A 23,180-nucleotide genomic window follows, 5' to 3' on the forward strand; every position below is an offset into this window, starting at 1 on the left:
CGGCGAGGTCATCCTGCCGGGGTTTTCCGTATCCGGGCTACCGGTCGGGCCTTCTTCAGATGGTGAAGGCCTTTTCATCGGACTGCTCGGTGAGGATGCCATGCTGGGCATGGTCCAGCCCGCAGACGGTCACCTCCTTGCCGTGCTTGCGGAATTTCTCGACAATCTTCTCCAGGGCCTGCACGGCCGTGATGTCCCAGAAGCGGGCGTGGGAGAGGTCCAGCGTCACCCGGTGGGCATGGGTGGTGTAGGTCATGGCCTCGGCCATCAGGTCTGCTGAGGCAAAGAATATCTGACCCTGTATATGGTAGGTCAGTATGTCATGCTCTTCCGTGGAGCGGACCTGCACCAGCCGGGCTGTATGCCATGCAAAGAACAGGCCGGAGAGCAGGACGCCCACGAGCACGCCAGCCGCCAGATTGTGGGTCAGCACGACCACGCCGACGGTGACGAGCATCACGAGGCTGGTCAGCTTGGGGTGGTGGAAGAGGTCTTTCAGGCTGCCCCAGGCGAAGGTGCTGACGGACACCATGATCATGATGGCCACGAGGGCGGCAACCGGCACCCGGGCCACCCACGGGTGCAGCACGACCATCAGCAGCAGGAGGAAGGCCCCGGCCGTGAAGGTGGAGAGCCGCCCACGCCCGCCATAGCGCAGGTTGCCGACGGTCTGGCCGATCATGCCGCATCCGGCAATCCCGCCGAACAGGCCGACGAAAATGTTGGAGATTCCCAGCCCGGTACATTCTTTCTGCGGTGTGCCGTGCGTGTCCGTCAGCTCATCCACCACACTGGCAGTCATCAGGGATTCCAGCAGCCCGACAGCCGCCACGGCCAGTGCGTAGGGGAAGGTGATGGCGAGCGTTTCAGCATTCAGGGGAAGCTGCGGCAGGGTGAACTGCGGCAGGCCTGTCGGCAGGGCCCCGAGGTCCGCAATGGTGCGGACCGGCATCGGATGGATGATGGTGATGGCCGTCAGCACGATGATGCAGATGAGCGGTGAGGGAATGGCTCTGGAGAGCCGGGGCAGAAGATAGATGATGACCAGCCCGATGATGATGAGCAGATGGGTCTGCCAGCTCACGCCCAGCATCTGCGGGACCTGGGCGGAAAAGATGAGAATGGCCAGGGCGTTGACGAAGCCGGTGCGGACCTCGCTGGAGACGAAACGCATCAGGGAGTGGAGGCGTAGCAGCCCGAAGATGACCTGAAGGCCCCCGGCCATCAGGGTGGCCAGCAGCATGTACTGGAGGCCGTGGGCATGGACGAGCGGTGCCAGCACCAAGGCGACGGACCCGGCGGCCCCGGAGATCATGCCCGGCCTGCCTCCGAAGACGGCGATGGAGACGGAGATGACGAAGGAGGCGAACAGCGAGACGGCCGGTGACACGCCAGCAATGTAGGAAAAGGCGATGACTTCAGGAATGAGGGCGAACGTGCCCACCATGCCTGCCAATATCTCCCTGACGGGTTTCTGGGTCCACTGCTGGATGTAGGAATCACTGGCCATGAATGCGGCTGGTCCTTCTCTCTGTTGAGGCTGTTGGGGCAGACAACATGGTTCTGCCGTGGTCACCGTACTGGCGGCCCGGTGCGGCCGGTCGTGCGACGACTATAGGCCGCTGCCGGAAGGCTGTGAAGCATTGTGGCCATGCCGTGTCGGAAACCCGTCATGGTGGCGGGTTCTCCCGGCCAGGAGGGGGCATGTTCCAAAAAAATGTGACAAAAATGCTTTTGAGGGCTGGACGGCAGAAGCAGGATTTAATAAATGTCAGGTCGCTGTGTGGCGGATGTAGCTCAGTTGGTAGAGCGCCGGTTTGTGGTACCGGTGGTCGCGGGTTCGAATCCCGTCATTCGCCCCAGCAGTCTCCCCTTGAAAAACATGGTGGTCGTGTCAGGCAGGCCCTGAGCCCTGAGCCCTGAGCCCTGAGCCCTGAGCCCTGAGCCCTGAGCCCTGAGCCCTGAGCCCTGAGCCCTGAGCCCTGAGCCCTGAGCCCTGAGCCCTGAGCTTTACTGTTCCTGCGTGACGACACTCAGCACATGCAGCCGGTCGAACCGTGTCTCGTCATTGGTGTCGCTGGCAATGTGGGCCAGTTCCTCAAGGGAGAGGGGGCCGGTCTTGAAGGCGAGAGCACGCCGTTCGGGATTGAAGAGGAAGTCGAGTACGGGTGTCAGAATCGGCCGCTGGAGGGCCAGCGCATTGAAGCGGGGCGTGATGACATAGCCCTGCTCGGCCATCAGGGAGCCTTTGGGGGCGGCCATCATCGGCTTGTCAGAGGCGTCATCGGTGGACTTCGGGCCATCGGCGGCCGGGGCGATCTGATGGATCAGGACGCCGTAATAGGAGAAGATGTCCAGTCCCTGCACGGTCAGTTCCGTTCCCAGGCACTGTCCGGCCTGAAGGAAGCGGGAGGCACTGTCATCCGCAAAATGCAGGGGATTGATGTCTGGCAGGGTGAAGTCGGATATCAGCTGGGCCGGGCTGTCCTTGCCGAAGACGGTACGCAGCCGGAGGTTCTCCTGCCATTCCCCCATTTTTTTCTGCGACGTGGTGGTGATGTGATAGTCCGTCGGCATGCTGACGGGTGAGGGAATCAGCGAGGGGGGAGGAGAGATGCGGGTGGTCAGCCCGTGCAGGTCACCCTCCGTATGCAGGTCGTCATTCTCTCCGGCCCGACGTTCACCCGACAGGTGGTTGAGGATGAGGGTGCGGCGCAGGTGGTTCTGGTTGAAGAGAAGGGACAGGCCGTTGATCTCCAGTTTGCCGGGCTTCTGCCACAGGGTGGCGGCGGGGTCCTGCCAGAAGGCTTCCGCCGGGTTGCCTGAATGCTGGAAGGGGCGTTTCAGCCACTGGATGTAGCCTTCCCGGGCCTCGAGATGCTGGAGGGCCAGATGCATCTCCATGGGGGCGTCAGGCTGTAGCGTGGCATTGCCGGTATTGGGCAGGAGAATCTGCCGCAGCACGGGGGGAATGGCTCCTCCACTGCCACCGGGCAGCTGGATGGAGAGGGAAAGGCCGTTCATGAGGGTATGGACCCGCATCCCCTGGCCGTATCCTTCCACGACCAGCATGTCGGCCGAAAGCGTCTGGATGGTGAAGGGGCGGGCCGTATTCCGTCCTGCCGTGGAGGAGGGAGCATCCTCCGTGCGGGTGACCTGAAGCTGGTTGAGCTGCATGTGCTCGAACCGCAGGGCCGTCACATCCTCGGGTTCAAAGGACATGATGGCCGCCAGGGAGCGCATGCTGTCCGCCTCGCCGTGTCCTTCATGGAGCGTTTCCGCCGAGGAGGGGATGAGAAGGTGATGGAACGAGGCCTCGGTGGCGGTGATGTGGTGGGTGCGGTCGGCATAGCTGGGTGAATCGAGCAGCAGGCTTGCCAGACTCAGCGTTCCGCTGGACAGCATCTTGGGGTAGCCGAACCGGACCCGGCGGGCATGGAAGTCCGTCTCCTGATAATGGAAGGACACGTCATACAGCGTCACGCCACCCAGCAGGAAGGCGGGACGGACCTTGCTGTAATGGAAGTCCGCTCCGGCGGGCAGGGCCGTCCTGAATCGTTCCAGCGCATGGGAGAGACGGTTTCCGGCCTCACGGTAGATGCCCAGCCCCCCCATGATGAGAACGAGAAAGGCCAGACAGAGGGGAAGCCGTAACCGTTGCATGCTGACACACCTCACTTGGGCACTCTGGATATGAACCGGCACAATACCCTCTGGCGAAGTTATGGGCAAATGGGGGCTGGGCCTCCTGCTGGAAAATGGCGGAGAGGGGAAGATTATTTTGCGGTATCATGATACCATATAGGGAAAAATGGCTGTTTTCCGCCCCTCATGGGTGGGGGTGTGCGAAGGGGAGGGCTTGACCTTTTCCGTGTCTCCCGCAATAAGGCCACATCCTGAACCTGTTTCCGGCTTCAGGATGTCCTGTCCGTCATGGGCCGGGCATCGTCGGGGACAGTCCTTTTCCTGATGCTGCGATGTCGTGGCATCTCAAACTGGAAATGATACGTCATGAAGACCACACTTTCGCTGAAACCCGCGGAGGTGACGAGAAACTGGATCCTGATCGATGCCGAAGGGCTGGTCCTGGGCCGTCTCGCCACCATCATTGCCAACCGTCTGCGCGGCAAGCACAAGCCGCAGTACACGCCGCACGTTGACTGCGGTGATGCGGTTGTCGTCATCAACGCCGAGAAGATCGCCCTGACAGGCAACAAGGTCGGTCAGAAGCTCTTCCATTACCACACCGGCCATCCGGGTGGGATCAAGGAGCGCACCATCACGCAGCGTCTCGAGGGCAAGAACCCCGGTCAGGTCGTGGAGAAGGCTGTCGAGCGCATGATCACCCGTGGTCCGCTCCAGCGCGCCCAGATGAAGCACCTGTATGTCTATGCTGGCACGGAGCACCCGCATGAGGGTCAGAAGCCCGTCAAGCTGGACGTTGCTTCCCTGAACCGCAAGAATACCCTGAAACGTCAGTAAGGCCTGCCAACAATGTCAGAAACTCAAGAGCGTCCCGCCGCCGAGCTTACCGGCACTCTGCAGGACCTGGCCAATGCGGCTCCTGCTGTTGCCAATGCAGCTCCCGTCTATGAAGCCAAGCGTGATGCGCAGGGCCGTTCCTATGCAACGGGCCGTCGTAAGGACGCCGTCGCCCGTGTGTGGATCAAGCCTGGCAAGGGTGAGATCACCGTCAACGGCCGCCCGGTCACGAACTATTTCGCACGCCCCGTGCTGCGCATGCTGATCACCCAGCCCTTCCTGCTGACGGATCGCTACAACCAGTTTGACGTGTACTGCACGGTTACTGGCGGTGGTCTTTCCGGTCAGGCCGGTGCGGTCCGTCACGGCATCTCCCGTGCCCTGACCCACTACGAGCCGGAACTGCGTGGCGTGCTGAAGATGGCTGGCTTCCTGACCCGTGACAGCCGTGTCGTCGAGCGTAAGAAGTACGGTAAGGCCAAGGCCCGCCGTTCCTTCCAGTTCTCCAAACGCTGATCTTTCAGCCATACGGAAAACTGGCCTGCGCTAGAAAAGCCCTCGCCCTGCCGGGTGGGGGTTTTTTTTATGGTGCATGTCTGGTATTCATGAAATAAAGTTTCAAAAATATGGTATTGAAAGACATAGTATTCCATATATTAGTCTCTTGACGGAACACTACATAAATTCCGAAATGTGACATCTTTGAACCGACCGGGAAGGCAGGAAGCATCATGGCAGAGTTCAGCATCGAACGGACAGAGACCCCCACATCAGCCGAGCAGAGACAGGCCCTGATGGTGGACCCGAAATTCGGGCGTGTCTTTACGGATCACATGGCCGTCATTCGTTACACGGATGAAAAGGGCTGGCATGATGCCAGAATCGTTCCCCGTCAGCCTTTGCAGATCGACCCGGCATCGACTGTCCTTCATTACGGGCAGGAGATTTTCGAGGGGCTGAAAGCCTATCGTGGCAAGGGCGGGGCTGTCACGCTGTTCCGGCCGGAGGCCAATGCCGCCCGGTTTGCGGCGTCAGCCCGTCGTCTTTCCATGGCAGAGCTGCCGGAGGACCTTTTCCTCGGGTCCATCAAGGCCCTGCTGAAGGTGGATCATGACTGGGTGCCCACCAATCCGGAGCAGAGCCTCTATCTGCGGCCGTTCATGATCTCCAATGAAGTGTTTCTTGGCGTGAAACGGGCCAATGAATATCTGTTCGTCGTGCTGGCAAGCCCTGTGGGGGGGTATTTCAGCGGCAATGGCAGCATCCCGGTCTGGGTGTCGGAGCAGTACACACGGGCGGCTCCCGGTGGTACGGGGGAAGCCAAATGCGGGGGCAATTATGCGTCCAGTCTGCTGCCCCAGCAGGAGGCGACGGATCATGGCTGTAGCCAGGTGCTGTTCCTCGATGCACGGGAGCGTCGTTTCATTGATGAGATGGGCGGCATGAACGTCATGTTCGTCCGCAAGGATGGCAGCGTGGTGACGCCGCCACTTGGTGGCACGATCCTTCGGGGCATCACGCGGGACAGCATCATCAGGCTGGGCCGTGAGATGGGCCTGAAGATGGTTGAGGAACCTCTGGCCATTGATGACGTGTTCAGGGACGCTGAATCCGGTGAGATCACGGAAGCCTTTGCCTGTGGCACGGCGGCCCTCATTTCACCGATCGGGGAGTTCCGCAGGGAGGCAGGGACCGTGGCCTTTGGCGACGGCAAAACGGCCGGGCCGGTCACCATGAAGCTGCGTAATGCCCTGTGTGCCCTCCAGCGTGGTGAGGAAGCGGATTCGTTCGGCTGGGTTCATACCGTCTCCCTCTGAGAAGGCAGCCGTAGGAGGCCGTCACCGGGTTCCGGGCATGACGGCTTCCAGACGGGCATGGAGAGTTTCCATGAGTTCCGGGTCCTGCGGGGCACCGGGCTGGTGAAGCTCCCGATACATGGCCTGAAGGATGTCCGGCGTGGCGTCCTTCACGGCCATGCGCCAGTAATGGAGGGCCTCGTCCGGCCTGCCCAGGCCCACCAAGGCCGTGGCGTAGTTGTGCTGTCCCCGGTAATCGCCTCCATCGGCGGATTTCTGGTACCATTCCAGGGCGGCAATGGGGTTTGCGGGGGTTTCCCACCCTTCCTCAATGAACCGTGCCAGAAGGTTCATGGATTTTGCGTGCCCACGCAGGGCAGCACGGCGGAAGAGCACGAAGGCTGCCCGTCGGCTGTTCTCCACGCCCATGCCTCTCATGTGGCAGATGCCGAGATTGTAGATGCCCCACAGGTCATCCAGTTCCGCCGCTTTCCTGTAATGGCGGACGGCTTCCTCAAGGTCCAGGGGGCAGCCCCAGCCGAACTGGGCGCAGCGGCCCAGCATGTTGTGGGCAGGCCCGTAATTGGCCGCCGCCGCAATGGCGAACCATTCCCGTGCCCGGTCCACATCCCGGGGAACATACTGGCTGTCCAACAGGGCTTTCCCCCAGAGCACCTGCTCCAGCACATGGCCGTTCTGGGCCTGACGGTATATTTCCGCAAGATTGTCCGGCAGGTCAGGTTTCCGTGGCCGACAGGCTGAAGAGTCGGTGAAGAACTGGTTGATCCGGTTGAAAACCATGATGTTCCTTACTCTGCGGTACGGCAAAATTCTGTGGTCAGGCCGGTGGCCTGTATAAAAAATAGGGCCGAGCCATGCAGGAATGCAATGGCAGAGGAACAGCGGAGCTGAAAGGGGGAGGATGTCTCTCTGGTGCGCGCTGCGGGACTTGAACCCGCACGTTCTGACCGAACTCGAGATTTTAAGTCTCGTGCGTCTACCATTCCGCCAAGCGCGCAGAGGAAGTGAGGAGTTTATACCATAGCCAGAAGGCAGGCACCATTCTGCGAAAGCCATTTTTCAGCTTTTTTGCGGCCCGGCTGTCCGCCCGGGGCATGTCGGTCCACCAGTCTCCAGAAGTCCGGCCCGTGATTGAAATGGCTGAGATGGGCCAGTTCATGCACCATCACATAGGTGTATATGTCCGGCGGAGCCATGATGAGCCGCCAGCTGAGCATGATGCGGCCCTGCCGGGTGCAGCTTCCCCAGCGGCTTCTGACGTCACGCAGGCTGAATTTTGTGGGACGGGCTTCCATCCTCAGGCTCTGCTGCCGGAAGAGGGGAGGAAAAAGGGCTTCCGCACGCCGCTTCAGGAACGAGAGCAGATGGCGGGCATGTTCTTCTGGCGGGTGACCCACATGCAGCCCGGCTTCCGTCAGGCGTGTGCGGCCATCCAGCATGACGGTGGGCAGGATGGGAATGGAGGTACCTTCAAGCCATATCTGCCCCCGTTCCACGGCGGAAGCGGGAAGGGCCTCAAGGGCCTGTGCGATCCATTGGGACTGGCTCTGGAAGAAATGCATCCCCTGCTGGCGGGTCACGCCGGGGGGTAGGGTGACGACGATGGCACGCCTGTGCGCGTCCAGGCGGAGGATGACCCGTCGTGCCCGGGAGGAGACACGCCAGATGACGGGCGGGGCCAGCATCTGGCCTCAGGTGCCGGTCTTGCGGGACAGGGTGGTGCAGGGGGCCGCCCCGTCTGGCCATTCTCCGGGCCAGTCGGCCACGTGGTCTTCCAGCATTCCGGCCCGTCGCTCGCTGACGCAGCGGCCACTGGCGGAGGCTCCTGCCTTCACGACCGTTGTGCCCGTACCGCTGCGGAGGGGGTGCCAGTCCGGCAGGTCCATGCCATCCCGCAGGAGGCGGTAGGCGCAGCTGGGGGGAAGCCAGTCTATTTCGTCCAGCAGGGCCGGTGTCAGGGACACGCAGTCAGGAACACGCCGGTGACGCTTCTCATAGTCGGTGCAGCGGCAGGTCTTCGTGTCGAGAAGGCGGCATGACACGTCCGTCCAGACGATTTCATCCGTGTCCTCGTCCCGCAGCTTGTTCAGGCAGCAGCGGCCGCAGCCATCGCAGAGTGATTCCCACTGGCCCGGTGTCATGTCCTGAAGGGAGGTCGTCTGCCAGAAGGGAGGGGACTCTGTCATGGCTGTAATGGTTCTGCTCTCAGGGTTCTGGTGGCTGGGGCTGGGCGAGCCAGGCATCGAAGCGTTCGCCCAGCAGGATGACATGTGTTGCCCAGAAACTGTCGCTGATTTCAAGTGATTCGGTCGGCATGGGGGTGGGGATGTCGGCCAGGCGTGGCGGGTTGGCGAGGAGGATGGCTCTCGTCTCATCCGATTTTCGTGCGGGGAGCGTGGCCGGAATGCCCCAGACGGCCGGACTGTAAAGGATGTTCTCCATCTGGGCCTGATAGGGCCGGGCCAGCGTGTTTCTTGTCTGGGGGGAGAGTATGATGCCACTGGGCGTTATGCCCATCAGTACCGTCTGTTCCTGAAGGATGTGGTAGGCTTCCGAAGGGGACTTCCACCATATGATGTAGGGGCGGAGCTGGCTGAGCTTGCGGAAGGCCCGGTCGATTCCTGCCTGGGTGGAGAGCTGGGAATAGATTTTTCCGGGAGGTACGCCATCAGCCAGCAGGGCGAGTTCCAGTGTCAGGCGTGGCCCGCGGAAGAAGGCCCTCTGGCCGGGATAGCGGGCGACGTCCCACAACGTGGCCCAGTGCGGCGGAACCGTCAGACGGGAGGAATCCCAGAAGAGGACGTTCCGGAAGAAGCCCGCAGGCTGGCCACAGCGGCCAAGGGCATGGATGGGCTGAAGCCACGCCCGGGCACAGGCGATGGCGGATTCCGTGCTGTCCAGCATGATGGCCTGTATGGGCTGTGGGTGGGCGAGGGTCAGCTGTTCAATGTTTTCCAGGCCGCTGCCATTCCGGTTCAGGAAATTGAAGGAGGGACTGCCGTTCGGGGTCATGGTGATGAAATTGTGACCCGGTATGGCCCAGTAATAGGTCGGGTCGGCCCGCAGGGGGGTGGCCGAGGCGGCCAGCAGTACGGCCATGATCATGAGAAGGCGAAACGGCCGCCATGTCTTCCGGAAAATGCCGTGGGGATGGATGACCGCCGCAGAGCAGGACAGACGGCTCCCGTCGCGAGGAGATGGGAGCGGACGTTCGTGGCTCTGGGAGCGGAGTGTTCTCATTGTGCTGCGGTACCGTGCGGAGGCAAAGGGTGAGTGGTTGTGGGGGGCGGTGACCAGGCCGGTTCATGGCTGGAATGGCGGGAGGGTATATAATATTCCTTGAAACTTCGTTACATGTGGCGGGAGAAAGTGTAACCAGACATTTTTGTGCCTTCTTTATGAGGTAGATTGAAGGGCACATTCATTTCGGTGAAGAAAAGTTCCTTGTCTGTGCCGGGCTGGACGCTTTGGTTTTTTTCCGTGTGGTGGTATATGGGGTGCCAGCCTGCGGGGGAATGCAGCCCTGTTTTTCCTCCGGACAAGAGCTTTGCATGTCTTCAAGAATCTGGGAGGGGCAGTAGTCGTATCATGAATGGTCTACTGGAAATTGGTCAGGCAGTCCTTGCTGCTCAGGGGAAAATCTTCAAGGAATGTGCGAAGCGTCATGGGCTTCGTGTCGCTTTCCTCATCGTAGCCGTCGTGTTCCTCGGTTTTGCGGCCATCAGCCTGCACGGGGTCTTCTGGGCCTTTTTCGAGCAGGTCTGCCATTTTGGGCCTCTGGCGTCCGCTGCCTGCGTGCTGGGTGTTGACGTGCTGCTGGTCGTCATCTTTCTGCTGCTGGCCCTCCGTGCCGGTCATTCCGGTTTCGCGGAAGAGCGTGCCCGCATGGAGCGTGACAGGAAGCTGCATGAGCTGAAGCAGAGCTTCGCCTTCTCGTCTCTGTTCAGTATCGCCAGCGGGCCGGTGGGCCGCTATGCCGGTGGGCAGGCCTGGCGCATCGTGAAGGGGGCTTTCGCACGCCGGAAAAAGTGATTTTGCCGGGTCAGCAAGTCTGTGAGAGAAAAGGAGCGGCCTTCAGGGGCCGCTTCTGCTATGGGCCATCGTGATTCCGGTCGTTCCGGTCCGTAACTGACGCCACGGGACGGCAAGGGCTGTTCCCGCCCCTGTGGGTGGGCAGGAAGGTAAGGGCCTGACAGTGTTTCGTGCTGGTCGTCCGGATAAAGTCCGGTATGATGTTTTCGGCAGAGGAAGATTCGGGCCTGTCTGGTCAAAAGCCGGACCTTTTGCAGGTGCGATAGGGAGCAACGTGAGCGAAGCGTCAGACATGTCATCCGTATTGTCCCGGTCTCTGGGGAGGTGCGGCGTATGATGCTCTCAGAAGTCAGCCTCTGTGGTGTTTTTGTCTCTCCAATAGCCGTCTATGCCGTCTGCGCCGTGCTGGTGACGCTGGCCCTGCGCTATGTGCTGTGGCGTCTTGGAGCGTTGGGCTGGTTCTGGCATGTCGCCCTGTTCGAGATTGCGCTGTATGTCTGCGTTCTCTGTCTGCTGGTTATTTTCGTCTGAGGAGGGGGCAGGGATATGAACTGGTTACGGCGTCTTGTGCGTCCATTGCTGACACTGATCGTCATCGCCCTGGCGGTCGGTCTGGGGTACGTCGTCTGGGACCTGTATGTTCTTGATCCCTGGACACGTGATGGCCGTGTCCGTGTCTATGTCGTCACGGCGACGCCTGAGGTCTCGGGGACCGTCGTGTCCGTGCCGGTCGTGGACAACCAGTTCGTGCACAAGGGCGACCCTCTTTTCACGATCGACCCGCTGCGCTTCCGGCTGAGGATTGACGAGGCGAGGGCACGGCTGGCAGGCGTGACGGAAGATTACAAGCTGAGCGTCCTCAATGCGAAGAGACGGCGTGGGCTTGGCGGCGTGGTCTCCCGTGAGGAACAGGACGTTTTTGATTCTGAGATGGAAGTGCGCCGTGCCCGGCTGGAAGAGGCGCAGTCCGCCCTGGATACGGCCCTGCTGAATCTTCAGCGTTCCACGGTCTATGCGGCGGTGGATGGCTATGTGACCAACCTCAACCTCCGTGTCGGGGATTATGTGACGGCCGGTCAGCCCCGCATGGCCGTGATTGATGCCAACAGCTACTGGGTTTATGGCTATTTTGAAGAAACCAAGATGCATGGCGTGCATGTTGGCGATCAGGCCCGCATCAAGCTGATGGGGTACCGTCATGTCCTGCGGGGGCATGTCGTCAGCATCGGTCGAGGCATCAATGATACGAACGGCATGTCGGACAAGCTCGGCCTGCCGGACGTGAACCCGATCTTCACATGGGTGCGGCTGGCGCAGCGCATCCCCGTCCGCATCGAGATTGACGAGATGCCGCCGGAGGTCATCCTGTCCGCCGGCATGACGGCCACCGTGGCCGTGGGCAAGGAACGGGCTGGTGGTCGTGGCCTGCTGACGACATGGTTGCAGGATCACCTGTGAGATGAAGATGCGGTTTGTTCCCCTTGTCGTCAGCAGCTGTCTTTTCCTGACGTCCTGCATGGTCGGGCCGGAATACAGGCCGGACAGGATGAAGGTGCCGGGCCATTTTGCCAGCGAGCCTCACCCTGCCACGAAGGAGGAGATCGCCGAGACGGAAGCCAACCTCCGGGACTGGTGGGCACAGTTTCATGATCCCGTTCTGGACAGGCTGGTGGAGCAGACCATCAGGGGAAATTACGACCTTCAGGTGGCCACCCAGCACGTCCTGGCCGAGCAGTCCGTCCGTCGGCAGGCGCAGGCCAACTGGTATCCCCAGCTTGATGCCAATGCGGGTGGCGGGGACAACCGTTATTCCATCAATGTTGACAACTGGCCCCTGCGTCCGGGCAATCCGAACAACCATCCCCACGCCTCCGTGCTGACCTATGGTGCCCGGGCAAGCTGGGAGATCGACATTTTCGGTCACATTTCCCGGCAGGTGCAGGAACGCAAGAGACTGGTGGAAGTCAGCATCGAGGAGCGGCGGGGGCTGCTGCTTGCCCTGCTGAGTCAGCTCGTGACGGATTATGTCGAGCTGAGGACTATCCAGACCCGCATGAGCGTGACGGAGGATTCCATCCGCACGGCCCGGGACAGCACCCGTCTCGTGGAGCGGCTGTTTGACAATGGTGTCGGCAACACGCTGGCCATTGCCCAGTCCCGGACGGAAGAACATGCCGAACTGGCCCGTCTTCCCCCCCTGCGGGCACGGCAGGAGCAGCTCATTCATGCCATCAACGTGCTGATGGGTGAGATGCCCGGCAAGGAGCAGCCTGATCTGGAGGAGCGGCGGCCCATTCCGACCCTGCCCCCGTTCCCGGCCATGTTGCCTTCCACCGTGCTGACCAACCGGCCCGACATCCGTTCGGCCGAGCGGCGTTATGCGGCGAGCGTCTCCCGCATCGGGATCACGATTTCCAACCTGTATCCCAATTTCAGCATTCCGCTGACCTTCAATCCCAATGCCTCCGCCGCCTATCAGGCGTTCCAGATCGGAGGGATGAGCTGGAACGTCATGATGATGGCCTCCCTGCCTGTCCTGCATGGGGGCAAATACAGTGCCCAGATCGCCCAAGCCCGAAGCGAGGCCGAGGCCAGCCGCCTGCAATATCGTCAGACCGTCCTGAACGCCTTCCGGGAAGTGGAGGACAGTCTCGATGACTGGCATCAGGACAACGAGCTGGTGCGGGAAGAGCGGGAGGCCGCCACGCAGGCCGGTCTGGCCCTGTCCCGTGCTCGCAAGCTCTATGCTGCCGGGCTGACGGGCTATCTGGACGTTCTCAACTCCCAGCAGACCTACCTGTCCCGTCGTGTGGCCGCCGTGTCGGCTACCGGCAAGCGCATGGATGATGCCATCTCGCTCTACATTGCCTTCGGTGCCGGCTGGCAGGGACGGGAGCTTTCCAGCACCACCCTGAAGGTGGAACAGCATGAGAGCAGGGACATGATCCTGCGGGCCTTCAGCCGTTAGGTCATATCTGGCTGGCGGGTGTCCCGGTAAGTCTGCATCGTGCTGAACCGCAGGTTGAGGGCGTGTGTTCCTCCCGTCCGATCGGGTACGTCCATTGTCACGGCCGGGTCCAGCCGCATGGCGTCATGTCCGGCGAGATGGACGATGCCGACAGGACGGTGCGGAAAGGTGATCTCGCAGAGCAGACCTGTCCGTGGATCAATCTGCCACGGTCCCAGATAGTTGCATCCGGCAGGCATCAGGGCGGTGGCATAGCCATCGTGATGGCTCGTCAGGGCCATGGCGAGCTGGCCGGAGCTGAATATCTTGCCGTGCCGCAGGGCCTCTCCCTGCCAGTGCCGGAGCCGGGGCCAGTGTGGAGCCGTGCGGGACAGGGCGAAGACACCGGCATTGAGGGTGGGGCGCACGCCGATATGGCGGCATATCGCCCGGGGCAGCCGGGCCAGACGGGAATTCTTGTACAGGATGGTGCGGAGCTGCACGAGGCCGAAGGGCAGCCAGCGCAGCCGGAACAGAGGCTTGTGCAGGAAGAGTTCCGGCGTGATGGCCAGAGCGTGCGGCGTCTGCTCGGCAGCCTGGAAGAGAAGCTCCACGGCCTGGCCGTCCTGCACCCAGGCATCCGCATCGATCCAGGCCAGCGTGTCATGTTCCGGGAAGAGCTGGTCCAGCCACATCTTGGAGAGTTCGATGGCCAGACTGGGCCGTCTGCGCATGGCCCATCGTGAGACATGGGGGAAGGCCCCCGGGGTGCGGACAGTGATGCCGTTCTGTTCCAGCCATGTGACCTGCTTCCGTTTCAGTCCGCCATCAATGCAGGCGACCGGCAGTTCGGCCAGTTCCGGGAAGCGGCGGATGGAAGCGATAAGCTCCTGAAGCAGGGGGAAATAACGGCTGTCGCTGCCTGTAATGATGAGACGTCGGGATGAAGTGCTGTTGGGAGTCTGTCTGTCAGTAGTATGCGGCATGAAGAACTGTCTTCTGATGAGGTCATGGGAAGGACGTGGGAAATGGTGGCCCGGACCTTCATTCTCTATTGACCTTATCTTACAGGCACACCACCTTTTCAGGAAAGAAAGGTTTTTTTCCCATGACAGACGCACCAGCAGGATCAGCGGCCGATTTTCTCAAGCCACGGGTCGAGGCCCTGATGAAAGAGGCGGAAGCGGCCGGCTATTCCAGAAGCAGGGTTCTGGCCGTGCTGATCAACCTGCTGGAGACGACGGAGCTGGAGGATACAGGACAGTAATGGCGACTGACCCATACAAGGTTCTTGGTGTAAGCAGGACGGCCTCGGACAAGGAAATCCGCAGTGCTTACCGTCGGCTGGTCAAGCAGTACCACCCTGACCGTAACCCCGGTGACACCAAGGCGGAGGAACGCTTCAAGGAAATCGGCAAGGCCTACGAGGTCATAGGGGATGAGGAGAAGCGGGCGCAGTTCGACCGTGGCGAGATCGACGCTGACGGGCAGCCACGTGGTCCCTTTGGTGGTGGATTCGGTGGTGGCGGAGCTGGCGGTTCCGGTGCCGGGTTCGGCGGTTTTTCTGGCGGCTTCAATCCGGAAGACCTGGGCGACATCTTCGGGGCTTTCGGTGGAGGCGGGGGATTCCGGTCCGCCCGCCCACGCCGTGGTGAGGACCTGCATGGCGAGCTGCGCATCAGCATGGAGGAATGTGCGCTGGGCACCCGCCGTGAGGTGAGCCTCGGTCATGGGCGTGAGGTTTCCGTGGCCATTCCGGCTGGCATCGAGGATGGCAAGACGCTGCGGCTGAAGGGCAAGGGTCAGGCCGGTCCGCCCGGCATGGATGGCCGCCCCGGCCCTGCCGGTGACGTGCTGCTGAAGATTCATGTGGCGGATGACCCCTATTACAGGCGTGACGGGCGTGACCTTCGTGTCACGCAGGACATTGACCTCCAGACGGCTGTATTGGGGGGCAAGGTGCATGTCCGTACCCCGGCCGGAACGGTGGCCCTGAAGGTCAAGCCACATTCCGACAGTGGCACGGTCCTGCGTCTGGGAGGGCGTGGCATTGCCGCCGACAAGCGGCACGAGGCGGGAAACCTGCTGGTGACCCTGCGTGTCGTGCTGGGCACCATCTCGCCGGAGATGGAAGCTCTCATACGCCGGGAGGCTGAGGAAGAAACTTCCGGTTAAAGGTTAAAATATTATATAGGTCCTGCCTGCGGCAGGATGTGCTAGCATGAATCTGAGGGAAGGCAGGTATTCGGTCCGGCAGGGGCTGTGAAGACCTGCCTTCGTCATGTCGGAGGCCACGCTGGGCCGGGGCAGGTAAGGAAGGGGCAGATGGCCATGGTCTGGGGAGTGTCTTTCTGGCAGCGTATCCGGCAGTCCAGCATTCTGGGAGGGCTTGTGGCCGTCCTGTTTGTCGTGGCCCTGTGCGTGCTGGGTGTGCTTGGCGTGACGTATGTTGACGGGTTCCATCTCGCAGGCGGCTGATTTTTGCGCTAGGGAGGGTGGATCAGTTCTTTCCCGTAACGGATGCGTGTTTTCATGACCGATCAGCAGCACTCTGCGGCAACCTTCCTTTCCGCACGGCGGCGGGCCTTCGCTGTCGTCATGGCCATCGAGCTGTGGGAGCGTTTCGGCTATTACGGCATGCAGGCCGTGCTCACGGTGTTCATGGTGGTCCAGCTCCACATGCGGGACCATGACGTCAACATCATGCAGGGGGGACTGGGGTTTCTCATCTACAGCCTGCCGGTGCTGGGCGGGCTTCTGGGGGACCAGTGTCTCGGCACTCGTCTCACCATGCTCATGGGAGCGTTCGGCCTGACGGCGGGTTATGGTCTCCTGGCCATGTCCCTTGGGCATCAGGCCGTCTTCCTGCCTGCCCTGACCCTGATCGCCCTGTCCAACGGGCTGTTCAAGCCCAATGCGGGGACGCTGGTCCGGCGCATCTATGCAGGGGATGGCACGGCACTGGATGCTGCCTTCACGCTCTATTACATGGCCATCAATGTCGGTTCGACCGTCTCCATGCTTCTGATGCCCTGGCTCCAGCAGCGTTACGGGGCTGCGGTGGCGTTTCTGGCCTGTGCCGGGGGGCTGCTGGCCGGGCTGGGCTATTATGCGGTGCGGGGCGGGCGGATGCGCCGTTTTCTGGCCGGGCATGCGGCCGAGGCGGTGCGGCAGCATGGGGGGGCTTCCATGTCTGTCCCGTGGATGGACCGTCTGGCCGGTCCTGTGCGGAAGGGTGGGCTGGGTGCCGGGATTCTTCTGGCCTTCATGGTGGTCTGGGCCTTCTGCACCTGGGTGCTGTACAGTCCGGCTCTGGTCCGGCTCTGCATCATTCTGGCCGGGGCCGGACTGGTCCTGCTGTGGGTCTGGCTCTATCTGCGGGCGCAGGACAGTGAACGGCCCGGCCTGCTGCTGACCTATATCCTCTGTGCCCAGACGATGGCCTATCAGATATTCTACCAGCAGATGCAGACCTCCCTGACGCTCTTTGCCATGCGGGACGTGTCTGGCGTGTATCAGCTGGGGCCGTGGCGGCTCTTCACCATGTCGGCCGGGCAGTTCCAGGCTCTCAATCCGATTGCTGTCATGCTGTTCAGTCCCCTGCTGGCCTGGCTGTACCGGCGCAGTGCCCGCAGGGGGCAGGATGCCGCACCCGCCATCAAGATACTGTTCGGTTATGCTCTGGTCGCTCTGGCTTTCTGCATCTGGTGGCTGGCCGCTGGCCACAGTACGGGGCTGGTGTCGCCATGGGTCATGGTGGCGGGGTATGGCACCATGTCGCTCGGGGAGCTGCTGACCATCGGTCTCGGTCTGGCGATCGTGGCCCGCTACGCTCCGGCCCGTGTCAGTGCGGTGTTGATGGGGGCCCTGTTCCTGCTCTGGGGCATCGGCATGTATCTCGGCAGTCTTGTGGCGGACCTGGCCAGTGTTCCGGCGGATGGCGGGGGGAGTCTGGCCGGTTATGTGGCCCTGTTCAGGGGGCTGTGTCTGGGCTGTGCCGGCCTGTGTGTGCTGCTGGTTCTGCTGCTGCCGGTCACGGGTCGTCTCGGGCGTCTGCACCGTGAACGGATGGTGAAGAAGCCGGTCACGGTCACAGGAATTTGAGGGGCGGGGAAAGGCTCCGTTCAGGACAGACAGATTTCACCACTGGAAGTTAGCGATAAAATTTATATAAAGGGGCGGTACTGTCCATCGCCGCAGGGTGTTCTGTAGCCTGTCCGCGGCATGTCGTGCTGAAGGTCGCCCCGATGCGTCTGGCCTTTGGCCCTCTCTCAGATCAACGGCTATGAAGGCTAACATATGCGTGGAAAGTGGCAAAAGGCTGGTGCAGCGGCGATAGGTATTGCCTTGATGCTGGGGAGCCGTGCCGCTTCTGCACAAGGTGCGTCTTCCGGCCCGTCGGTGGCTGTGCAGGAGACGACCTCCGGAGCGGAGATCACGCCCGAACAGCGTCAGGAACTGCTGAAGGCGGGACATTACGGCGTGCCCGCTAGGGATGAGCAGCGGGCTTTCGGTTCCGTGCCGCTTCCGATTCCGGGTGACGTCTTTTCCCGTGGAGCCTCCGAACAGAAGACGCCGGAGAGGCAGAAGGGGCTTTTCCCCAACAGCTGGCACGATTTCGTCAATCAGGACGGATTCTTTGGTGATCCCTGGGGCGCACGGACCTGGCTGGCCGATCACGGCGTGACGGTTGGCGGCCGTTACTTTCAGGACACGGCAGGGAATCCGTTCGGAGGAAAATCCCGTGCGGTCCGTTATGCGGATGAAGAGGCCCTGTCTCTGGATTTCGACCTGAAGAAGCTGACGGGTGTCGCCTTCAATGCCGGTACGCTTCACTTCCTGACGCTGGCCCGGCAGGGGGCAGGGCTGGGGAATACGCTGCCCGCCATCGACAGCCCGATGGAAATTTATGGTGCGGGTGAGACCATGCGTCTTGGCCGCCTCAGCTGGGAAATGCACTGGAACAATTACGTGCATACCGAGGTCGGCGAGATCAACACGGAGAATGACTTCGAGCAGTCCTCCACCTACTGGGGGGCCAACCTGTACTGCCAGTTCCAGAACAACGGCATCTGCGGGATGCCGCAGTCCATCGCCATGAACTCGGGTTACGGCTTCTATCCGACGGCCCATCCCGGTGCCTGGATCAAGCTGTATCCGGCGGGGAATGACCATTATCTGGTGCAGTTCGGGGCTTACAGCGTGGACCCGACGATCACCGGCGTGCGGAATGGCTGGAAGATGAACCTGCACGGGGCGACAGGCACCTACCTGCCGTTCCAGCTGGGCTGGCATCAGGGCGGGACGGATGATTATAGCGGTCCGCTACAGACGAACGTGAAGATTGGCGGGTATTGGGACACGTCCGAGGTCAAGAATGTCTATGGCCAGATGGGAACATATTACATTCCCGCCTCTGCGGCGCAGGATGCACCTGTCTCCAAGGTGAGGGGCCGGTTCGGCGGGTGGTTCCAGTTTGACCGCATGTTGCAGCGGGATGGAGCGGACCCGCACCGGGGAACGGCGTTTTTTGCCTCCTTCACATGGGGTGACCCCCGTACGGCCATTGCGCCCTATTTCGTGACGGCAGGCATTACCCGGAAGGGAACATTCGCCAGCCGACCCAACGATACGATCAGCTTTGGCATGAAGGCCCTCTGGGCCAATCCGAAGGTCACGCACTGGATCGAGCATCTCCAGCATACGGGCCGGGGGGCCGGGCTGTATGCTCCGCATTCGGAAGAAGCCATCGAACTCAACTATGGATACTGGCCCACACGCTGGCTGCTTCTGCGGCCCGGTCTGCAATATCTGTGGAATCCCGGTGCCGTGAAGCGGTACAAGGACGCCATGCTGATCGATCTGGAATCAGCCATTTCCTTCTGAAATTTTCTGGAAAGACCGGAAAGGGCCACATCACCATGTGGCCCTTTCCGTATCTGGCGTATGCCTCTTCATTTTCGGTAGGCTTTTACCTCTTTGAGGTTGTTCCTTGTTTCAGAAGATGGATATACTTACGGCACCGGAACAATAGGTGGGGTGGCTCATGCGGCACTGGCGGTATCTTCTGATGATGGGGTTATGCGGTGGAGTCGTGTCATGGCCGGAAGGCACATGGGCCGCTCCCAGCGAGCAGGGTGGTTCCGTTCAGGCCACGCTGGCCGGCACGTCCTCTTCTTCCGCTCCGGCAGCTCCATCACCCGCCCCGGTGGCGGCTCCCAGTGCCGTCCAGCCCGCCGCACCGGCCGGGAAGAGCTGGTTCTCCGACATTGATGTCGGTCTCCAGATTGAAGGCGGGGCCATGGCCAATACGGGCCATCCTGAAAATGGCATGAACTTCGGCCAGCTTCTCCAGTCCCACAGTGATACGGGAATGCTCAATCAGGTCGCCCTGACCATCACCAAACCCGTGGACCCGATCGGTGACGGTTACGGGCTGGGGGCGAACATCCAGATGCTCTATGGCTCCGATGCCAGGGCCTACATTATCACAGGGATTTCGGACCGCTGGCTGGACCATCACCGCTATCAGCTTACCCCCATTCAGGCCAACATCGCCCTGCACATGCCGTGGCTGACGAAAGACGGGCTGGACATGCAGCTGGGCATCCTGTCCTCCCCCATGGGGGTGGAGGTGCTGAATCCGGCGGGACGTGCCTTCTACACCATGTCCTATACGGCGCAGTATTCCAATCCGTTCGAGCATATCGGCTTCTACGGGCAGTGGCACCTGAATTCACATTATGCCGTCCTGTTCGGGATGGATGCGGGGAACCAGAAGTCATTTGGCCGGGGCAACAACAATGGCGAACCGGCCGGTTATGTGGGCTTCAATGCCAGCCAGCTGGCAGGGGGTGCCCTGTCCCTGACCTACCTGCTGCGGGTCGGGCCGGAAGACCCCCGCCGTGCGCTGGGCAGCCATCGGGCGCATGAGGCGCAGCGTTTCTGGAACGACCTCAACGCCACATGGCAGATCAACCCCAAATGGAGCCTGACGGCCGAGGCCACGCAGGTCCATGATGAGGGGCTGGATGCCAATACATGGAGCGGCGTCATCTGGGGAGCCTATGCAGCAACATCCACCCTGACCCTCAATGCCCGGGCGGAAGTCTATCGGGACAGCACGGGCCAGTTTGTCGTGCAGTACCCGGAAGACACGGGCTATGGCCGGTCATTGCTCGGCCTGCCCGCCCGGACCTACAGTGCCCCGGCAACGACGTATGGTGATCTGTCCTTCAATGCCGTGTGGCGGCCGAATATCGGCCATCACGTCAAGCTGCTTCAGATCCGTCCGGAAATCCGGTTTGACCGGTCGCTGAACAGCACCCGGCCTTTTGCGGATTTCCGGCATCAGAACCGCATCCTGATCGGTGGGGACGTGACGCTCGGTTTCTGAGGAAGAATTTCAGCCGCGCCCCCGGTAGCCGGGTACATCCTGTGCGGGAATCCAGACATCGTCCGGGGCGGGGCCTGTCTGCCAGAACACGTCGATCGGCATTCCGCCACGGGGGTACCAGTAGGCCCCGATGCGCAGCCATTCCGGGTCCAGCAGTTCGACAAGGCGTGTGGCGATGGTTACCGAGCAGTCTTCATGGAAGGCTCCGTGATTGCGGAAACTGGTGAGGTAGAGCTTGAGGGACTTGCTCTCCACGATCCAGTCCCGTGGGATGTAGTCGATGACGATATGGGCAAAGTCCGGCTGTCCCGTCACCGGGCAAAGGGAGGTGAATTCCGGAGCGGTGAAACGGACGACATAACGCCGCCCTTTATGGGGAGCCGGGACACGCTCCAGCTCGGCGGTTTCAGGCGACTCCGGCTGTACGGTCTGGCGGCCAAGCTGGCTGAGTCTTTCCGTGCCGGGGGCGGTGGGGCCTTGTGGGGTATGGGCGGTCATGACGCTGTTCCTTTACCGCTGGAATGAAAAGTTGGAGGCATGAAATCCGATGCTGTCCGGCTTGATACACGGTTCGGATTTGCAAAAAAATCAGTTTCGGTGCAGTAAGGGCACCATTCTGTCCCAATCTGTCACTTCCTGAAAGATCGTCCATGGACATCCGTAACATTGCCATTATTGCCCATGTCGATCATGGGAAAACGACACTGGTTGACCAGCTGCTCCAGCAGTCCGGCACCTTCCGTGAGAATCAGGCCATCACCGAGCGTGCGATGGACAGCAATGATCTCGAGCGTGAGCGTGGGATCACCATTCTGGCCAAATGTACTTCCGTCGTGTGGAAGAACACCCGCATCAACATCATCGACACCCCGGGCCATGCCGACTTCGGTGGTGAGGTGGAGCGCATCCTGAGCATGGTCGACGGGGCCGTGATCCTGGTGGATGCCGCCGAGGGTGCCCTGCCGCAGACCAAGTTCGTGCTGGGCAAGGCCCTGGCCCGTGGCCTGCGCCCGATGGTTGTCGTCAACAAGGTGGACCGTGGTGACGCCCGCCCGGACGAGGTGCATGACGAGGTGTTCGACCTCTTTGCCGCTCTCGGTGCCAATGACGAGCAGCTGGACTTCCCGATGCTGTATGCGTCCGGCCGCCAGGGCTGGGCGGATACGGAGCTGGAAGGCCCCCGTGAGAACCTGCACCCGCTGTTCGACCTCGTCCTGAAGCATGTGCCCAGCCCGGGTCTGGACAAGGACAAGCCGTTCGCCATGGTCTCCACCATTCTGGAGAGCGACAACTTCCTTGGCCGTATCCTGACAGGCCGCATTGAGCAGGGCCGTGCGAAGGTGAACATGCCCATCCGTGCCCTGCGGGCCGATGGCAGCGTGGTCGAGACAGGCCGTATCACCAAGCTTCTGTCCTTCCGTGGTCTGGACCGTGTGCCCGTTGAGGAAGCCGAAGCGGGTGACATCGTGGCCATTGCCGGTCTCTCCGAGGCCACCATTCCTGACACGCTGGCCGAGCCGTCCATCGAGGAGCCGCTGCCTTCCACACCGATCGACCCGCCGACCCTCTCCATGACCTTCCGTATCAATGATGGTCCGCTGGGTGGTCGTGAGGGCAAGAAGGTGACGTCCCGCCAGATCCGTGACCGTCTCTTCAAGGAGACGGAAGGCAACGTGGCCATCAAGGTGACGGACAGCCCGGAAAGCGAGGCTTTCGAGGTTGCCGGTCGTGGTGAGCTTCAGCTGGGCGTGCTGATCGAGAACATGCGCCGTGAGGGTTTCGAGCTGACCATCGGCCGTCCCCGTGTGCTGTTCCGTGAGAATCCGGAAACGGGCGAGCAGGAAGAGCCGTTCGAGGAAGTCGTCATCGATGTGGACGAGCCTTATTCCGGCGTGGTCGTGGAGAAGATGTCCCTGCGCAAGGGCGTGATGCAGGACATGCGTCAGTCCGGCGGTGACAAGGTCCGCCTGACCTTCATGATCCCCTCCCGTGGTCTGATCGGCTATCACGGCGAGTTCCTGACCGACACCCGTGGGTCCGGTCTGATGAACCGTCTCTTCCACTCCTACCAGCCACATGCTGGTGCGATTGAAGGCCGCCGCAATGGCTCCCTGATCTCTGCCGAGGATGGTGCGACGACTCCGTATGCGCTTTTCTCCCTTCAGGATCGTGGGACGCTCTTCGTGGATGCGGGTGAGAAGATCTACACCGGCATGATCCTTGGTGAGCATTCTCGTGAGAATGATCTGGAAGTGAACGCCGTGCGTGAGAAGAAGCTCACGAACATGCGTGCCTCCGGGAAGGATGATGCCGTCGTGCTGGTTCCGCCTCGCAAGATGAGCCTCGAGCAGGCCATTGCCTACATCGAGGATGATGAGCTGGTGGAGGTCACGCCGTCTGCCATCCGTCTGCGCAAGCGTTATCTGGACCCGCACGAGCGTAAGCGTGCCGCCCGTGGTGCCAAGGGCTGAGGCTCGGGCTTCCGTTTTTGGGTCATGAAAAAGGC

22 protein-coding genes and 2 tRNA genes are annotated in these 23,180 nt (G+C 61.4%); 15 read left to right on the forward strand and 9 right to left on the reverse strand.

The window, feature by feature from the left end; translation table 11 throughout:
- Nucleotides 1-55 precede the first annotated feature (55 nt).
- Complete coding sequence (locus CPA56_RS05150) at nt 56-1,510, reverse strand: SulP family inorganic anion transporter (RefSeq protein WP_182040976.1); 1,455 nt, start codon at nt 1,508-1,510, stop codon at nt 56-58.
- 276 nt (nt 1,511-1,786) lie between these two features.
- Between CPA56_RS05150 and CPA56_RS05155 the strand changes: the two genes are divergently transcribed.
- Nucleotides 1,787-1,862, forward strand: a tRNA-His gene (locus tag CPA56_RS05155).
- Nucleotides 1,863-2,010: 148 nt separating this feature from the next.
- Here the strand turns inward: CPA56_RS05155 and CPA56_RS05160 are convergent.
- A complete protein-coding gene (locus tag CPA56_RS05160) occupies nt 2,011-3,663 on the reverse strand; it encodes a hypothetical protein (RefSeq protein WP_182040977.1) in 1,653 nt (550 codons plus the stop codon).
- A 348-nt stretch (nt 3,664-4,011) separates the two neighbouring features.
- Here CPA56_RS05160 and rplM point away from each other — a divergent pair, with 348 nt between their 5' ends.
- The 3 genes from rplM to CPA56_RS05175 all read left to right on the forward strand — a co-directional run bounded on the left by rplM (nt 4,012) and on the right by CPA56_RS05175 (nt 6,299).
- Nucleotides 4,012-4,482, forward strand: a complete 471-nt coding sequence (gene rplM, locus CPA56_RS05165) for a 50S ribosomal protein L13 (RefSeq protein WP_043558027.1) — start codon at nt 4,012-4,014, stop codon at nt 4,480-4,482.
- A gap of 12 nt (nt 4,483-4,494) precedes the next feature.
- Nucleotides 4,495-4,998 (forward strand): 30S ribosomal protein S9, encoded by a 504-nt coding sequence (rpsI, locus tag CPA56_RS05170; protein ID WP_043558030.1) that lies wholly within the window; start codon nt 4,495-4,497, stop codon nt 4,996-4,998.
- Between the two features lie 215 nt (nt 4,999-5,213).
- Nucleotides 5,214-6,299: a branched-chain amino acid aminotransferase gene (locus CPA56_RS05175; protein WP_182040978.1), complete on the forward strand. Its 1,086-nt coding sequence runs from the start codon at nt 5,214-5,216 to the stop codon at nt 6,297-6,299.
- A 21-nt stretch (nt 6,300-6,320) separates the two neighbouring features.
- Here the strand turns inward: CPA56_RS05175 and CPA56_RS05180 are convergent, their stop codons facing one another.
- The 5 genes from CPA56_RS05180 to CPA56_RS05200 all read right to left on the reverse strand — a co-directional run bounded on the left by CPA56_RS05180 (nt 6,321) and on the right by CPA56_RS05200 (nt 9,398).
- The gene (locus CPA56_RS05180; RefSeq protein WP_182040979.1) at nt 6,321-7,079 is read right to left on the reverse strand and encodes a tetratricopeptide repeat protein; all 759 of its coding nucleotides are present in this window, start codon (nt 7,077-7,079) and stop codon (nt 6,321-6,323) included.
- Between the two features lie 130 nt (nt 7,080-7,209).
- Nucleotides 7,210-7,296: transfer RNA gene (locus tag CPA56_RS05185), tRNA-Leu, on the reverse strand.
- A gap of 16 nt (nt 7,297-7,312) precedes the next feature.
- The gene (locus tag CPA56_RS05190) at nt 7,313-7,984 is read right to left on the reverse strand and encodes a M48 family metallopeptidase (protein WP_182040980.1); all 672 of its coding nucleotides are present in this window, start codon (nt 7,982-7,984) and stop codon (nt 7,313-7,315) included.
- 6 nt (nt 7,985-7,990) lie between these two features.
- Nucleotides 7,991-8,485: a YcgN family cysteine cluster protein gene (locus CPA56_RS05195; protein WP_182040981.1), complete on the reverse strand. Its 495-nt coding sequence runs from the start codon at nt 8,483-8,485 to the stop codon at nt 7,991-7,993.
- A 19-nt stretch (nt 8,486-8,504) separates the two neighbouring features.
- The gene (locus tag CPA56_RS05200) at nt 8,505-9,398 is read right to left on the reverse strand and encodes an extracellular solute-binding protein (protein WP_229707434.1); all 894 of its coding nucleotides are present in this window, start codon (nt 9,396-9,398) and stop codon (nt 8,505-8,507) included.
- A 489-nt stretch (nt 9,399-9,887) separates the two neighbouring features.
- Between CPA56_RS05200 and CPA56_RS05205 the strand changes: the two genes are divergently transcribed.
- From CPA56_RS05205 to CPA56_RS05220, 4 genes are all read left to right on the forward strand, one after another.
- Nucleotides 9,888-10,331, forward strand: a complete 444-nt coding sequence (locus CPA56_RS05205) for a hypothetical protein (protein WP_182040983.1) — start codon at nt 9,888-9,890, stop codon at nt 10,329-10,331.
- Between the two features lie 336 nt (nt 10,332-10,667).
- Entirely contained in the window at nt 10,668-10,862 is a 195-nt protein-coding gene (locus CPA56_RS05210; protein WP_043558458.1) for a DUF1656 domain-containing protein, read from the forward strand.
- A gap of 15 nt (nt 10,863-10,877) precedes the next feature.
- Complete coding sequence (locus tag CPA56_RS05215) at nt 10,878-11,789, forward strand: HlyD family efflux transporter periplasmic adaptor subunit (protein WP_182040984.1); 912 nt, start codon at nt 10,878-10,880, stop codon at nt 11,787-11,789.
- Between the two features lies 1 nt (nt 11,790).
- Nucleotides 11,791-13,299 (forward strand): efflux transporter outer membrane subunit, encoded by a 1,509-nt coding sequence (locus CPA56_RS05220; protein WP_182040985.1) that lies wholly within the window; start codon nt 11,791-11,793, stop codon nt 13,297-13,299.
- Here CPA56_RS05220 and CPA56_RS05225 read toward each other — a convergent pair.
- Nucleotides 13,296-14,264, reverse strand: a complete 969-nt coding sequence (locus tag CPA56_RS05225) for a glycosyl transferase (RefSeq protein ID WP_182040986.1) — start codon at nt 14,262-14,264, stop codon at nt 13,296-13,298. The two genes, CPA56_RS05220 and CPA56_RS05225, sit on opposite strands and share 4 nt — an antisense overlap.
- A 122-nt stretch (nt 14,265-14,386) precedes the next feature.
- Between CPA56_RS05225 and CPA56_RS05230 the strand changes: the two genes are divergently transcribed.
- From CPA56_RS05230 to CPA56_RS05255, 6 genes are all read left to right on the forward strand, one after another.
- The gene (locus CPA56_RS05230) at nt 14,387-14,545 is read left to right on the forward strand and encodes a hypothetical protein (RefSeq protein WP_182040987.1); all 159 of its coding nucleotides are present in this window, start codon (nt 14,387-14,389) and stop codon (nt 14,543-14,545) included.
- On the forward strand, nt 14,545-15,453 hold the full coding sequence (locus tag CPA56_RS05235) for a DnaJ C-terminal domain-containing protein (protein WP_182040988.1): 909 nt from the start codon (nt 14,545-14,547) through the stop codon (nt 15,451-15,453). The genes CPA56_RS05230 and CPA56_RS05235 overlap by 1 nt, the downstream gene beginning before the upstream one ends.
- Before the next feature lie 150 nt (nt 15,454-15,603).
- Nucleotides 15,604-15,756: a hypothetical protein gene (locus tag CPA56_RS05240; protein WP_182040989.1), complete on the forward strand. Its 153-nt coding sequence runs from the start codon at nt 15,604-15,606 to the stop codon at nt 15,754-15,756.
- A gap of 54 nt (nt 15,757-15,810) precedes the next feature.
- Entirely contained in the window at nt 15,811-17,382 is a 1,572-nt protein-coding gene (locus CPA56_RS05245) for a peptide MFS transporter (protein ID WP_182040990.1), read from the forward strand.
- A 195-nt stretch (nt 17,383-17,577) separates the two neighbouring features.
- Nucleotides 17,578-19,164 carry a carbohydrate porin gene (locus CPA56_RS05250; protein ID WP_182040991.1) on the forward strand — a complete coding sequence of 529 codons (1,587 nt, stop codon included), beginning with the start codon at nt 17,578-17,580 and terminating at the stop codon, nt 19,162-19,164.
- 148 nt (nt 19,165-19,312) lie between these two features.
- Nucleotides 19,313-20,674, forward strand: coding sequence for an outer membrane beta-barrel protein (locus tag CPA56_RS05255; protein WP_326831301.1), 1,362 nt, complete (start codon nt 19,313-19,315; stop codon nt 20,672-20,674).
- Between the two features lie 9 nt (nt 20,675-20,683).
- On the opposite strand, the gene queF is transcribed toward CPA56_RS05255, so the two are convergent.
- The gene (queF, locus tag CPA56_RS05260) at nt 20,684-21,172 is read right to left on the reverse strand and encodes a preQ(1) synthase (protein WP_182040992.1); all 489 of its coding nucleotides are present in this window, start codon (nt 21,170-21,172) and stop codon (nt 20,684-20,686) included.
- A gap of 152 nt (nt 21,173-21,324) precedes the next feature.
- Between queF and typA the strand changes: the two genes are divergently transcribed.
- On the forward strand, nt 21,325-23,145 hold the full coding sequence (typA, locus tag CPA56_RS05265) for a translational GTPase TypA (RefSeq protein WP_182040993.1): 1,821 nt from the start codon (nt 21,325-21,327) through the stop codon (nt 23,143-23,145).
- Nucleotides 23,146-23,180 lie beyond the last annotated feature (35 nt).

The sequence above is a fragment of the Bombella mellum genome, assembly GCF_014048465.1.
Classification (GTDB): Bacteria; Pseudomonadota; Alphaproteobacteria; order Acetobacterales; family Acetobacteraceae; genus Bombella; species Bombella mellum.